Annotated in this window: 12 protein-coding genes; 5 read left to right on the top strand and 7 right to left on the bottom strand. The window is 69.6% G+C overall.

Going from position 1 to position 12,875, the window contains the following annotated elements; all coding sequences use genetic code 11:
• The first annotated feature begins 112 nt into the window (after positions 1-112).
• From rimO to OHA25_RS53330, 4 genes are all read left to right on the top strand, one after another.
• The gene (gene rimO, locus OHA25_RS53345; protein WP_327584497.1) at positions 113-1,522 is read left to right on the top strand and encodes a 30S ribosomal protein S12 methylthiotransferase RimO; all 1,410 of its coding nucleotides are present in this window, start codon (positions 113-115) and stop codon (positions 1,520-1,522) included.
• Between the two features lie 82 nt (positions 1,523-1,604).
• Positions 1,605-2,174, top strand: a complete 570-nt coding sequence (gene pgsA, locus OHA25_RS53340; protein WP_327584496.1) for a CDP-diacylglycerol--glycerol-3-phosphate 3-phosphatidyltransferase — start codon at positions 1,605-1,607, stop codon at positions 2,172-2,174.
• A 6-nt stretch (positions 2,175-2,180) separates the two neighbouring features.
• A complete protein-coding gene (locus OHA25_RS53335) occupies positions 2,181-2,669 on the top strand; it encodes a CinA family protein (protein WP_327584495.1) in 489 nt (162 codons plus the stop codon).
• A gap of 286 nt (positions 2,670-2,955) precedes the next feature.
• A complete protein-coding gene (locus OHA25_RS53330) occupies positions 2,956-3,312 on the top strand; it encodes a helix-turn-helix domain-containing protein (RefSeq protein WP_091084154.1) in 357 nt (118 codons plus the stop codon).
• Here OHA25_RS53330 and OHA25_RS53325 read toward each other — a convergent pair.
• The 3 genes from OHA25_RS53325 to OHA25_RS53315 form a co-directional block, all read right to left on the bottom strand.
• Positions 3,309-4,094: a DNA-formamidopyrimidine glycosylase family protein gene (locus OHA25_RS53325; RefSeq protein WP_327584494.1), complete on the bottom strand. Its 786-nt coding sequence runs from the start codon at positions 4,092-4,094 to the stop codon at positions 3,309-3,311. The genes OHA25_RS53330 and OHA25_RS53325 overlap by 4 nt on opposite strands.
• 798 nt (positions 4,095-4,892) lie before the next feature.
• Complete coding sequence (locus OHA25_RS53320) at positions 4,893-5,897, bottom strand: PP2C family protein-serine/threonine phosphatase (protein WP_327584493.1); 1,005 nt, start codon at positions 5,895-5,897, stop codon at positions 4,893-4,895.
• 190 nt (positions 5,898-6,087) lie between these two features.
• Complete coding sequence (locus OHA25_RS53315; protein ID WP_305923423.1) at positions 6,088-6,537, bottom strand: RrF2 family transcriptional regulator; 450 nt, start codon at positions 6,535-6,537, stop codon at positions 6,088-6,090.
• A gap of 236 nt (positions 6,538-6,773) precedes the next feature.
• Here OHA25_RS53315 and OHA25_RS53310 point away from each other — a divergent pair, with 236 nt between their 5' ends.
• Positions 6,774-7,952: an ROK family transcriptional regulator gene (locus OHA25_RS53310; RefSeq protein WP_327584492.1), complete on the top strand. Its 1,179-nt coding sequence runs from the start codon at positions 6,774-6,776 to the stop codon at positions 7,950-7,952.
• 23 nt (positions 7,953-7,975) lie between these two features.
• Here OHA25_RS53310 and OHA25_RS53305 read toward each other — a convergent pair whose 3' ends face one another.
• The 4 genes from OHA25_RS53305 to OHA25_RS53290 form a co-directional block, all read right to left on the bottom strand.
• A complete protein-coding gene (locus OHA25_RS53305) occupies positions 7,976-9,460 on the bottom strand; it encodes a glycoside hydrolase family 3 protein (protein ID WP_327584491.1) in 1,485 nt (494 codons plus the stop codon).
• Between the two features lie 79 nt (positions 9,461-9,539).
• A complete protein-coding gene (locus OHA25_RS53300; protein ID WP_305923420.1) occupies positions 9,540-10,391 on the bottom strand; it encodes a carbohydrate ABC transporter permease in 852 nt (283 codons plus the stop codon).
• Positions 10,388-11,308 (bottom strand): carbohydrate ABC transporter permease, encoded by a 921-nt coding sequence (locus OHA25_RS53295; RefSeq protein ID WP_327584490.1) that lies wholly within the window; start codon positions 11,306-11,308, stop codon positions 10,388-10,390. The genes OHA25_RS53300 and OHA25_RS53295 overlap by 4 nt, the downstream gene beginning before the upstream one ends.
• A gap of 101 nt (positions 11,309-11,409) precedes the next feature.
• Positions 11,410-12,738: an extracellular solute-binding protein gene (locus tag OHA25_RS53290; protein ID WP_327584489.1), complete on the bottom strand. Its 1,329-nt coding sequence runs from the start codon at positions 12,736-12,738 to the stop codon at positions 11,410-11,412.
• Positions 12,739-12,875: the final 137 nt, after the last annotated feature.

Here is a 12,875-nt window from a genome sequence, read left to right as displayed (position 1 = left end):
CCACGCGACCCCAAACAAGGCGCAGGAGAGGCGTTCTGTTTGTCGGGGGAAGCAAGCTTCCCGCGACCCGTGCATCGGGTAGTGGCCAACTCCCGATACCGTAGTGTTCACCATGTCATCCCGCCGAACCGCATCGCTGATCACTCTGGGCTGCGCCCGCAACGAGGTCGACTCCGAGGAGCTGGCCGCGCGACTCGAGGCTGCCGGCTGGCAGCTGGGCGACGACGACCCCGATGTCGTCGTCGTCAACACGTGTGGCTTCATCGACTCCGCCAAGAAGGACTCCATCGACACGCTCCTGGCGGCCTCCGACTCCGGTGCGAAGGTGGTCGCCGCGGGCTGCATGGCCGAGCGCTACGGCAACGAGCTGGCCGAGGCGCTGCCCGAGGCCAGCGCAGTCATCTCCTTCGACGACTACGCCGAGATCGGCGACCGGCTCGACGACGTGCTCGCGGACCGGCCGCTCAAGCCCCACACGCCACGTGACCGGCGCACGCTGCTGCCCATCTCGCCGGTGGAGCGTGCCAGCGCGCCCAAGACCCACATCCCCGGCCACGGCGACCTTCCGGACGGCCTGGCGCCCTCCAGCGGGCCGCGCGTGCTGCGCAAGCGGCTCGACGAGAGCCCCGTGGCCTCGCTCAAGCTGGCCTCCGGCTGCGACCGGCGCTGCACGTTCTGCGCCATCCCGGCCTTCCGCGGCTCCTACGTCTCGCGCACGCCGGACGAGCTGCTGGCCGAGGCCGACTGGCTGGCCCACCGGGGCGTGCGCGAGCTCGTCCTCGTCAGCGAAAACTCCACGTCCTACGGCAAGGACCTCGGCGACCTGCGGGCGCTGGAGAAGCTGCTGCCGCAGCTCGCCGGGGTGGACGGCATCGAGCGGGTGCGGGTCAGCTACCTGCAGCCGGCCGAGCTGCGTCCCGGCCTGATCGACGTCATCACCGGCACCGACGGTGTGGCCCCCTACTTCGACCTGTCCTTCCAGCACGCCAGCAACAGCGTGCTGCGCAGGATGCGCCGGTTCGGCGATCCCGAGCGCTTCCTGGGGCTGCTGGGAGCCGTGCGTGAGCGCGCCCCTGAGGCCGGCGTGCGCTCCAACTTCATCGTGGGCTTCCCCGGGGAGACCGAGGAGGAGTTCGGCGAGCTGGTGAGCTTCCTGGAGGAGGCCAGGCTCGACGTCATCGGCGTGTTCGGCTACTCCGACGAGGACGGCACCGAGGCGGCACACCTGCCGGGCAAGCTCGACCAGGACGTCATCGACGAGCGTGTGCGGGTGCTCACCGCACTGGCCGAGGAGCTGACCGCTCAGCGGGCGGAGGAGCGCATCGGCACCGAGGTCGACATTCTGATCGACGACGACCTGGGCGACGGCGGCTACGAGGGTCGGGCCGCCCACCAGGGGCCCGAGGTCGACGGCTCGGTCACGGTGCAGGGCATCGGGTTGGTCAGGGGGCAGATCGTGCGCGCGCTCGTGGTCGACGCCGAGGGGGTCGACCTGATCGCGCGCATCAAGGCCAGTCCATGACTGTGCTCCCCGACGGCCTCCTCCGCTCCGCTCCTCGGTCGCCGGCGCTCCCTGCGATGCTCACTCCGGAGGCCGTCTCGTGATGAAAGACGAGCGCCGGGTGGTGAGCCCGTGGAACATCGCCAACATCCTCACGGTCCTCCGGTTGGCGCTCGTCCCGTTCTTCGTCGTCTGCCTCTTCCTGCCGGGCGCGGGCTGGCGGGTGGCCGCGCTGGCGGTGTTCGCGGTGGCCTCTTTCACCGACCACCTCGACGGCGAGCTGGCCCGCCGGTACGGCCTGATCACCGACTTCGGCAAGATCGCCGATCCGATCGCGGACAAGGCGCTCACCGGCGCCGCGCTGGTGTGCCTGTCGATCCTGGGTGAGCTGCCGTGGTGGGTCACGGGGGTCATCCTGGGCAGGGAGCTGGGCGTCACGGCGCTGAGGTTCGTGTTGCTGCGGCACGCGGTCATTCCGGCCAGCTATGGCGGCAAGGTCAAGACAGTGCTGCAGATCGCCGCGATCGTCCTCTATCTCCTGCCGTGGGTGCCCGACGTGGTGCGGTGGGTGGTGATGGGCGCTGCGCTGATCGTCACGGTGGCCACCGGCGTCGACTATGTGATCCGGGCCGTGAGGTTGCGTAAGGTGGCCAGGCAAGCGCGCGGGGAGTGATCGACGATGGATGTGGCCGGGGTTCTGTCCATGCTGGTGCAGCGGTCCGCCACGGTGGCAGTGGCCGAGTCGATCACCGGCGGGCTCATCGGGGCCGCGTTCACGTCGGTGTCCGGATCGTCGAAGGCGTTCCGCGGTGGGGTGATCTCCTACGCCACCGATCTCAAGCGGGAGCTGCTCGGCGTGCCGGGGGAGCTGCTGCGGCGTGAGGGGGCCGTGCACCCGGCGGTGGCTGCGGCCATGGCGGCGGGGGTCGCACGGCTGTGCGGGGCCACGTACGGGCTGGCCGTGACCGGGGTGGCCGGGCCTGAGCCGCAGGACGGCAAGCCCGTGGGGACCGTGCATATGGCCGTTTCCGGACCTGGCGGGCAGATTTGGTCCCGGGAATTGAGACTTGATGGGTCGCGCGAACGTATCAGGGTAGAGACGGTGGACGAGGCCGTTGATCTCCTGGCAGGTGTGCTGAAGGCGAACATAGGGGAACAATCCGGATGATTACCGTGTTACGTCCCCAGCGAACATGCCTGACGCGGTCTGACGCGGTGTCGGTGGATACGGGTACGGTGGAGCTGTGAGTGAGGTCCGTAAGCCAACTGCAAGCACCGAGCGCCCGGCAGGCGGGCCTGATGAGTCGCGCAATGAGGCACGAGCGGCGGTTCAGGGGCAGCGACGCCCAGTGATGACGGCGAGGAGTATGTACGAAGCTAAGAAGACCAAAGTGCGGCACGATCCGATCGCGCGAGGCGTGGTGAAAACTTCCGCGCCGGGGAGGGAGCGACAGATGATTCTGCTGCGTCAGCTGCTCGGCGATGTGCTGAGGCGGTTGCGGGTGCGGCAGGGACGCACGCTACGCGAGGTGTCCACGCTTGCCCGTGTCTCGCTCGGCTATTTGTCCGAGGTGGAGCGCGGCCAGAAGGAGGCCTCGTCCGAGCTGCTCGCGTCCATTTGCGGCGCGCTCGGGGTGCCGCTTTCGCAGGTGTTGCGTGAAGTGTCCGACCAGTTTGCGCTGGCGGAGCTCCAGGCCGCTCCTGTGCTTGCCGATGTGCCGGAGCACGAGCGCCTGCCCCTTGCCGAGACGGTTCCCGGGTCGATCTCCGACTCCGTGTTCCCCGAAGTCAAGGACATGGTGGCTGCCTAGCCCGGCTGGCAGCCGGCACACCACAGGATCAGCCGCTCCTGTGGCTGCGCCCCCATCTCCCCGCGGCTGATGCGGGTGCCGCAACGGCGACAGGGCCTCCCCGCCCTGCCATAGACCCAGGTCTGGTTCGCCGGGCGGCGATCACCTGTGGTCACCGTGCCCGCGTACGTCTTGTTGGCGTCCAGGAGTCGCTGCGCCAACGACACGAGCCCGTTGAGATCCTCGATCTCCCCGACTTTTCGCCACGGCCAGATCCCCCGCAGGAACAAGGTCTCGGCGCGATAGATCGTGCCGATCCCCGCCAGGTTGCGCTGATCGAGCAGCGCCTCCCCGATGGTCCTGCCGGGCGCCGCTCGTAGCCTCCGCACGGCCTCGTCCGGGTCCCAGTCCGGGCCGAGCAGATCCGGCCCGAGATGGCCCACCACGCGTGCCTCCTCGCCGGTTCTGACCAGGTCCACCATGCCGAGCTTGACGCCCATCGCCGTCCACTGCTGATTGGCCAGGATCAGCCTGACCTGGTCACCGGGGGGTGGTGTGATGTGGGCCGTGGCCGGCTTGATTCTCCAGCTGCCGTCCATCCGGAGGTGGGTGTGGAGGGTCAGGTCGCCTTCGACGCGGGTGAGCAGGTGCTTGCCCCGTGAGAGCGTGGTGAGCACTGCGCGGCCCGTCAGGTCTGCGGTGGCATATCGAGGGACGCGGAAGTCGGACCTGATGAGGATGCGGGCGTCCAGAGCGTCCCGCAGGCGTGCGGCCGTCCGATAGACGGCGTCTCCTTCAGGCATCTCTCGGCGCCTCCAGGCCTCTCTAGGCAGCTCTCCAGGTTAAGCCGCTTTTTTGCGGCGGGGCCGTTCTCCAAGCTAAGGCCACAACCTCCATTCTTTACGGCGGGGCCGATTGGGCCGCCACTCGGCATACTTCGGCTGACGGAGCGGCGAGCCGGGGCGGAGAGCGGTAGCTTGCGTGACCAGCGGAGCCCCGTGCGAGCGCGACCATAGGCACGGAGCGGCGAGCCGGGGCGGAGAGCGGTAGCTTGCGTGACCAGCGGAGCCCCGTGCGAGCGCGACCATAGGCACGGAGCGGCGAGCCGGGGCGGAGAGCGGTAGCTTGCGTGACCAGCGGAGCCCCGTGCGAGCGCGACCATAGGCACGGAGCGGCGAGCCGGGGCGGAGAGCGGTAGCTTGCGTGACCAGCGGAGCCCCGTGCGAGCGCGACCATAGGCACGGAGCGGCGAGCCGGGGCGGAGAGCGGTAGCTTGCGTGACCAGCGGAGCCCCGTGCGAGCGCGACCATAGGCACGGAGCGGCGAGCCGGGGCGGAGAGCGGTAGCTTGCGTGACCAGCGGAGGCCCGTGCGAGCGCGACCATAAGCAGGGCCCTCCAGGAATACGGCCTCTGAGCCCTTCTGCGGCGGGCCGCCGTTACGCGCGCATTGTGGGCCGACTCCGTGGTGACCTGAACGGCCGCGTCGTCCGGATCCTCGCGAGCAGGCCCGCGGCCGAGATCAACCAGGTCGCGCTCTGGTTCACGCGGAAGTGACCCGCCCGTTCGCCGGCGCGCAGAGGTGGTGCAAGGGGGTGGCTGGTCAGGCCTCGTGGTGGTGTTGGGCGCCGGCGGATGGCGGCGGATGCGGGGCCGGTTGGGCCAGGATCAGGGTCAGGTCGTCGGATCGGGTGCGCGTGGCGTGCCCGCGCAGCAGGTCCAGCAGGTCACGCACGGCCTCCGCCAGTGTCGGGGCGGTCAGGGCGGAATGCAGATGCTCGTCGAACGGCAGTTGGGCGCCGCTCCGGTCGCGGGTCTCGGTGAGCCCGTCAGTGAACAGCAGCAGGCGGTCCGACGGCAGCAGGCGGACGCGCCACACGTACGGGTCGGGGGACAGGCCCAGCGGCCGGCAGGGGCGGGGCGGCTCGAGCACGCGCAGCCGGCTGCCGATCCGGATGGGGGCGGGATGGCCGCAGTTGACGAGCAGAACTCCGCCGGGCACGAACTCGGCGAGCAGGATGGTCACGAAGTCCTCGGGACCCAGGTCGGGGCCGATGCGGGTGTCCAGGTCACGAGCCAGGCAGACCAGGTCGGGGGCGGTGGCGGCGGTACGGCGGAAGGCGCTCAGCACCGCAGCGCTGAGATGGGCCGCGTCCAGGCCGTGGCCTTTGACGTCCCCGATGATCAGCCGCGCGCCCGTGGCCGTGGCGATGGCCTCGTGCAGGTCCCCGCTGATGCGGGCGCCGAGGGTCGCCGACCGGGTGTGGGCGGCCAGGTGGACGCCGCCCAGCTCGGTGGGCAACGAAGGGATCATCGCCCGCTCGGCTATCCGGGTGATGCGGTTCAAGTCGGCGCGCTGCCGTTCATGACGGCGGGCGAGGGCGACGCACAGCAGCCCGCCGACGGCGACGATCGGCATCCGCATGAGGAAGTGGGGCAGCTCCGAGCCGTCTCCCAAGAACGGCAGCAGGACGGTCAGGGCGAGCGCCGCGGCCGTGACCAAGGTGGTCTGGCGGACGGTCAGGCAGTGCGCGGCGATCACCGGCCCGGCCAGCAGCGCCGACAACACGACGGGAGTGGAGAAGGCGTCGGCCAGCGCGACGAACATCTCGCCCACCAGCAGGGCCGGCAGGAGCCGGCGCCGGCCCTTGAAGGGGGTTCGCCACGGAATGGGGACCTCCTTGGACTGCTGCCTCGGGGCAATCCATGCAGTTGCCGAGTAGCCACCTTCTCACTCTTAGTGACATTGCGGTGGCGATTCCGGCAAACTGGCGAGGCCCTGGCCGGCGTGTGCCGGCTCAGTCCCAGGCGGCGGGGTCGGCAGCGAGCTGGCGGACGCGCTCGGGCAGCGCCCCGGAGGCGACCTGTTCGAGCGTGACCTCCTCCAGGATGGCGCGCTCGGTCGCCCGCAACGCGATCCACACCTGCTGCAACGATTCCGCCGGCCCCCGGTAGCCGACGTGCTCGGGCCGCTCGCCGCGTACGTTGGCCAACGGGCCGTCCACGGCCCTGATCACGTCTGCCAACGAGATGGCGGAGGCGGGCCTGGCCAGCACGTATCCACCCTCCGGCCCCCGCTGTCCCCGTACCAGCCCGGCGCGGCGCATCTGGAGCAGGATGTTTTCCAGGTATTTGGGTGGCATGTCCTGTTCCTTGGCGAGCTCGCCCACGGTGGTCGGGCCCGCACCGGCTGCGGCGAGTTCGGCGGCGGCTCGGAGGGCGTAGTCGACACGAGCGGAGAGGCGCATGTTTTCGATTATCCCTCCTGGTCAACACTGGTTAGGCGCAAGGTCGTCAGAACGGGCACGAGACCCGAATCTGGCAGGGCCTTCCAGCCGGGGCTGATCGGCGGGTTACGATGCCGAGCGAGGGGGCGCGACGACGGGGTGATCATGCGGAAATCTCGTGTTCACCTGCGACGTCACGCGCGGATGGGAGCGCTAAACTTCCAACAACCTTTTCCGATGTGACGGTGGGATTCAGCGTGGAGCGACGCCCTGGTGTGCCCAGACTACTCAGGGAGATCAACGACCGGGCCGCGCTGGAGCTGTTACTGGCCACCGGCCCCATGACGCGTGGTCAGATCGGCGATCTGACCGGCCTGTCCAAGGTCACGGCGTCGCAGACGCTGGCCAGGTTGGAGGAGCGCGGCCTGGTCGAGGTGGTCGGCGCGCAAGCCGGCGGCCGCGGACCCAACGCGGCGCTTTACTCCGTGATCGCCTCCAGCGCATACGTGGCCGGGCTCGAGGTGGGGCCCGACTTGATCTCGAGCGCGATCGCCGACATCCACGGCCACACGATCGCCGACGTCACGGTCGATCCGCACGCCCACGACGACCCGGTCTCGGCCGTGCACGACGCGATCGTGAAGGCGTGCCGCGGCGCCAAGGTGGGTCTCGGCAAACTCCGCGGGGTCGTGATCGGCACCCCGGGCGTGGTCGATCCCCGCAGCGGCGACGTCCGCTTCTCCTTCGACCTGCCCGGCTGGCACGAGGGCATCCACGAGGCCCTGGCCGGCGACCTGCGGCGCGAGGTGACGATCGAGAACGACGTCAACCTCGCCGCCATCGCTGAGCGCGCCGACGGGGCCGCCAAGGGCCTCGACGACTTCGTGCTGCTGTGGTCGAGCCGCGGCCTGGGCATGGCCGTCATGCTCGCAGGCAAGCTGCACCGGGGGCGTTCCGGCAGTGCGGGCGAGATCGGCTACCTGCCGGTGCCCGGTGTGCCGCTGCCCGAGGACATCCGCACCTTGCCGGGGCGGCTGCCCTCCCTGGCGGGTGGTCTGCAGTCGCTGGTCAGCGCCGAGGCGGTCAGCGAGCTGGCCCGCGAGTACGGCTTCGCGGCCGCGAGCGCCGGCGAGTGCGTCAAGGTCGCGGTGGCCGCCGGAGCCGAGGGCGAGCCGTTGCTGGATGAGATCGCGCACCGGCTGGCTCTCGGGGTCGCGGCGGTCTGCGTGATCCTCGATCCCGGGTTGGTGGTGCTCGGAGGTGAGGTGGGGCACGCGGGCGGCCGGGCGCTCACCTCCCGCGTGGAGGAGGCGGTCGCCAAGATCTGCCCCGTGCGGCCCCATGTGGCCACCAGCACCGTAGAGGGCAATCCGGTGCTGCGGGGAGCTGTGCTGGCGGCACTCCAGCAGGCGCGCGAGGAGATCTTCAGCTCCTAGCCTCGCGGCGGCAGGCCGGCCGCCTACGCCGAGCGCTTCGGCTCGAGGGAGGCGACGCGAGGCCGCCGACCGTCCGTGAGGAGCTCCATCGCGGCCCTGGCGTTGGCCCGGGCCGCCCCGTACGTGGCCAGATAGGCCACGCCTCCCGGCCGCCAGATGGGCAGCCCCATCTCGATGACGATCGTGTCGGGCCGGGCGGCGACCAGGGTGGAGACGAGCGCCCGGCTGTCGGCGTACCGATGGGCGTCCTTGACCACCACCACCAGCGAGCGACCCCTGGCACGCTCCAGGAGCCGCTCGGCGACGGCCTCTGCCGGCGCGACCCGGACCACCTCGCCCTCGGGCAGCCACGGCGCAACGCCCCACGGGACGTCGCCGACCGCGATCGTCGGAGGCGTGTCGACCTCGACGACCAGCGGATCGGTCAACGGCCCTGCCGACCCGTGGAGCCTGACCGCGCGCCTGGCGGCGTCCAGGCCGACGTCCGCCGGCTCGTCCTGCGTGCCCGCCCCCGACCCGAACCAGGCCCGCAGCCGGTCGGCCCGGGCCGCGGCCTCCTCCAGGCGCTCGGCCGGCAGCCGCCCGTCGCCGACGGCGGCCACGATCTCGGCGATGATCCCCAGGATCTCGTCGTAGCCCGGCTTCGGCCCCAGGCAGAGCAGGTCGGCCCCGGCCGTGAGCGACTGGACGGCGCCCTTGGCGAGCCCGACGCCGTCGCTGATCGCCTGCATGTCCAGCGCGTCGCTGACCACTACGCCGTCGTAGCCGAGCTCGCCCCTGAGCAGCCCGGTGATCGCGGCGGGCGAGAGCGTGGCGGGCTGGTCGCCGGTCAGCACGGGCACCGCGACGTGCGCGGTCATGACGGAGCGCGCCCCTGCCTCGATGGCGGCCATGAACGGCACCAGCTCCCTGGAACGCAGCACGTCCAGGGTGACGTCCACGACCGGGACGGCCAGGTGCGAGTCGACCGTGGTGGCGCCGTGGCCGGGGAAGTGCTTGACGCAGGCGGCGACCCCGGCCGACTGCAGACCCTGGACCGCGGCCACCGTGTGCCTGGCGACCAGCGCGGCGTCGTCGCCGAAGGCCCTGGTGCCGATCACCGGGTTGTCCTCGGCGGTGTTGACGTCGGCCGCGGGCGCCATGTCCAGGTTGACCCCGGCGGCGACCAGTTCGGCCCCGATGGCCCGGTAGACCCGGCGGGTGAGCTCGACGTCGTCCACGGCGCCGAGCGCGGCGTTGCCCGGGTAGGGGCTGCCGACGTGATAGGCGAGCCTGGTGACGTCGCCGCCCTCCTCGTCCAGGGAGATGAACGGGTCGCCGGCCGCCCGCAACGCCGCGGTGAGCCCCGTCACCTGCTCGGGCGTGGCGACGTTGAAACCGAACAACGTGACGCCGCCGAGACCGTGCTCGAGCTCGTTCAGGACCCAGCCGGGCGCGGTCGTGCCGTCGAAGGCGACGAGCAGCGTGCCGGCCGCGAGACGGCGCAGCCCCCGATCACTCTGACTCATGGCTCCTCATCAGGTTCAGGGCAGGGTCAGGGGTACGGCCCGCGTGAAGGCCGCACCCGCCCTGCGAAATATGGAGAAATCAGCCTTTGACAGCCCCGGCCACCAGGCCGGAGACCATACGGCGCTGCACCAGCAGGAAGAAGGCGATGACCGGCAGGGTCATCAGCGTGGAGGTCGCCATGATGGCGCCCCAGTCGGTGCCCCGCTGCCCGAAGAAGAACTGCAGGGCCACCGGCATGGTGTAACCCGTGGTGTCCTTCATCAGGACCAGCGCGAAGATCAGGTCGTTCCACGCGGTGATGAACGAGAAGATGCTCGTCGCCACCAGACCCGGCGCCACCAACGGGAAGAGCACCTTCCAGAAGGTGGTGAACCGGCTCGCGCCGTCGATCCACGCCGCCTCCTCCAGCGACTTGGGGACCGCGGCGACGAACGTCCGCAACATCCAGATGCCGAACGGCAACGTCAAACCGACCTGGATGACGATCAGCCCGAGCAGGTTGTCGTAGAGCCCGAGGCGCCGGACGTTCAGGAACAACGGAATCAGGAGCGCCTCGGTCGGGATCATCTGCACGATGAGCAGGGTGATCAGGAAGCTCGTACGCCCCTTGAAGCGAAAACGCGCCACGGCGGTCGCCGCGAGCAGCGCGAACGCCGACCCGATGAGCACCGTGCCGAGCGCCACGATCGCGCTGTTGCGCATGTAGACCCAGATCGAGTTGCCCGCCACGCCGTCGGTGAGGACCGTGTTGACGTGCTCGAAGGTGAAGTGCGTGGGGAACGGGATGAAGTCGGTGGTGAAGATCTGGTCGTTGGCCTTGAACGAGGTCGAGACCATCCAGTAGACGGGGAAGACCGCGAAGAGGAAGACCAGAACCCCGGCCGTGTTCAGCGCGATCTTGTTGAGCCGTTTGCGGGCCAGGGGGGTCATGTCAGGTCCTCCTGCTTGACCATCTGCCGGGTGTAGAACGCGGTGACGATGAGCAGGATGATCGTCAGCACCACCGCGATCGCCGCGCCCGTGCCCATCTTGGGCGGCGCCTTGAAGGCCTCGGCGAAGGAGAAGAGCGACAGGTTGAACGCCTCGCGGTTGGTCGGCCCGTTCAGCAGCACATAGAGCTGGCTGAGCACCTTGAAGTCCCAGATGATCGACAGGATCGTCAGGACGGCGAAGACCGGCTTCAGCAGCGGGAAGGTGATCTTCCTGAACGTGCGCCACGGGGTGGCGCCGTCCACCCTGGCCGCCTCGTACAGCTCGGCGGGGATGCCGCGCAGTCCGGCCAGCACCGACACCGCGACGAACGGGAAGGACGCCCAGACCACCGTGAGGACCAGCACGACGTAGACGGACCACGCGTCGTTGAGCCACGGCTGGCCGGTCCAGTCGGCCCGGCCGAAGATCAAGGTCGACAAGGCGTCAGGGAGCAGATTGAGCGCCCAGTTGATGATGCCGGCCTCGGCGTCGAAGAGCCAGCGCCAGATCGTGCCCTGGGCGACCGGTGGGACCGCCCACGCGGACATGATGCCGATGATCACGAAGGTGGACATCCGCTTGCTCAGCCGGTTGAGCAGCGCGCCGACGGCGGTGCCCAGGATCAGGGTGAGGGCCACGGTGACGGCCGCGAAGACGACCGTGTTCCGCAGCGAGGACCAGAAGATGTCGTTGTCGAAGAGCTTGGTGTAGTTGTCCAGCCCCACCCACTCCGGCTCCGCGACGCCGCGGATCACCCGGAGGCTGATGCTCTGGAACGACATGATGATCATCTGGATCATCGGGTAGAGCAGCAGCCCCGCGATGACCACAATCCCAGGGACGAGCAGGACGTACGGGATGGACCATCCGGGCATCCCGCTGCCTCGAGCGGGCTTGCGTGAACTGTGGCGGCGCCGCCCAGGGGCGGAGGGGTTGCCTCCGCCCCTGGGCGCGAGCGTTGACGTGTTCGCCATGGTCACGACTGGTTGAGGATGTCTTCGAGTTCCTTGTTGGCCTTGGCGAGCGCCTCATCGGCCGTGGCCTTGCCCTCGATGACCGAGCGGGCCGCGTTCTGCAGGACCGCCTTGGTCTCGTTGGCCTCCGTCCACTGGGGGTCGGCGGGGAACGCCTTGGCCTTGGCGAAGGCGGCGGCGAACGGCGCCTGCGCCGGGTCCTTGGCCAGCTCGGCGAGCGTGTCCGGGTAGACCGGCAGCAGGCCGCCGTCCAGCGCGTAGCGGTCGGCCCACTTCTTGCTGGTGGCGAGCTTCACGAACTCGGTCGCGAGCTCCTTGTTCTTGGCGTCGTTCCACACGGTGATGTCATTGCCGCCGAAGAACGCGGGGGTCTCGCCGCCGCTCTTGGACGGGAGCGGGAAGAAGGCCATCGCGTCCTCCTTCACCTTGCCCTTGCTCTCCTCCTTGATGGTGGCGATGTCCCACGACGCGGTCAGGTACATGCCGACCTTGCCGTTGGAGAAGCGGGTGCGGATGTCCGTGGTGTTCTGCGTGAGGCGGGACTTGCTGGACGCGCCCGAGGACACGATGCCCGTATAGGTCTCGAAGCCGGTCTTGAAGGCGGGGTCGGTGAGCTTGCCGACCCACTTGTCGCCCTCCTTGACGGCGTACTCGCCGCCCTCGGACCAGGCCATCGCGCCGAGCAGGTGGTTGGCGTCGGAGCCGCCGTTGAAGGCGAAGCCGTCGACGTCCTTGCCCTTCTCGTCCTGGATCTTCTTGGCCGCCGCGAGGACGTCGTCCCAGGTCTTCGGGACCTCGATCTTGAGGTCTTCGAACCAGTCCTTGCGGTACATGACGGCGCGGGTGCCGGCGCCCCACGGCATGGCGTAGACCTCGCCGTCGATGGTCTCCAGGCCGAAGAGGTTCTTCGGGATCTGCGCGTGCTCGCCGCCGGCGGTGATCGAGGTGACGGGGGCCAGCGCGTCCTGGCTCTGCCAGAGCGGCACCTGGTCGTTGCCGATCTCCGTCACGTCGGGGCCCTCGCCGCCGGCCGCGGCAGCCGTGAACTTGTCGTTGACCTGCGGCCACGGGATCCACTGCACGGTGGCATCCGCACCGGTCTGGGTCTTGAACTCGGCGACGAGGTCGTCCATGTACTTCTGGGACGGCTCGTTGGGGTCGCCGAGGCGCCAGACGGTGATGCTCTGGCCCGCGTACTTGGGGCCAGAGGCGGAGGCGGAGCCTGAGGCCTGCGGCTGGGGCGTGCTCGGCTCTCCGGAGCCACATGCGGCCAGGCCCAGGGCCAGGGCGGCCGTGGTGACCGTAGTGGCCGTGATCTTCGCGATCCTCACTAGCGTTCTCCCTTCCCGGCTAATCGCGTCGGGTCTGCGCTCATCGGGTGCTGAGCCTGTGGTCCGCACCTGGCTGATCGTCAGTGTCGAATTGGTGCTAAACTAACAAGAAACTTTCTTAAAAGAAACTGCCGTTA

Origin of the sequence: Nonomuraea sp. NBC_00507, from assembly GCF_036013525.1 — a bacterium.
In the GTDB taxonomy this organism is placed as follows: Bacteria; Actinomycetota; Actinomycetes; order Streptosporangiales; family Streptosporangiaceae; genus Nonomuraea.
The sequence above is the reverse complement of the archived record's forward strand: the minus strand, read 5'-3'. Positions and strand labels throughout refer to the sequence as shown.

Excerpts from the sequence above, each read along its gene's own strand:
- rimO (WP_327584497.1), top strand. The coding sequence starts at position 113 with ATGTCATCCCGCCGAACCGCATCGCTGATCACTCTGGGCTGCGCCCGC.
- pgsA (WP_327584496.1), top strand. The coding sequence starts at position 1,605 with ATGAAAGACGAGCGCCGGGTGGTGAGCCCGTGGAACATCGCCAACATC.
- OHA25_RS53335 (WP_327584495.1), top strand. The coding sequence starts at position 2,181 with ATGGATGTGGCCGGGGTTCTGTCCATGCTGGTGCAGCGGTCCGCCACG.
- OHA25_RS53330 (WP_091084154.1), top strand. The coding sequence starts at position 2,956 with ATGATTCTGCTGCGTCAGCTGCTCGGCGATGTGCTGAGGCGGTTGCGG.
- OHA25_RS53325 (WP_327584494.1), bottom strand. The coding sequence starts at position 4,094 with ATGCCTGAAGGAGACGCCGTCTATCGGACGGCCGCACGCCTGCGGGAC.
- OHA25_RS53320 (WP_327584493.1), bottom strand. The coding sequence starts at position 5,897 with ATGTTCGTCGCGCTGGCCGACGCCTTCTCCACTCCCGTCGTGTTGTCG.
- OHA25_RS53315 (WP_305923423.1), bottom strand. The coding sequence starts at position 6,537 with ATGCGCCTCTCCGCTCGTGTCGACTACGCCCTCCGAGCCGCCGCCGAA.
- OHA25_RS53305 (WP_327584491.1), bottom strand. The coding sequence starts at position 9,460 with ATGAGTCAGAGTGATCGGGGGCTGCGCCGTCTCGCGGCCGGCACGCTG.
- OHA25_RS53300 (WP_305923420.1), bottom strand. The coding sequence starts at position 10,391 with ATGACCCCCCTGGCCCGCAAACGGCTCAACAAGATCGCGCTGAACACG.
- OHA25_RS53295 (WP_327584490.1), bottom strand. The coding sequence starts at position 11,308 with ATGCCCGGATGGTCCATCCCGTACGTCCTGCTCGTCCCTGGGATTGTG.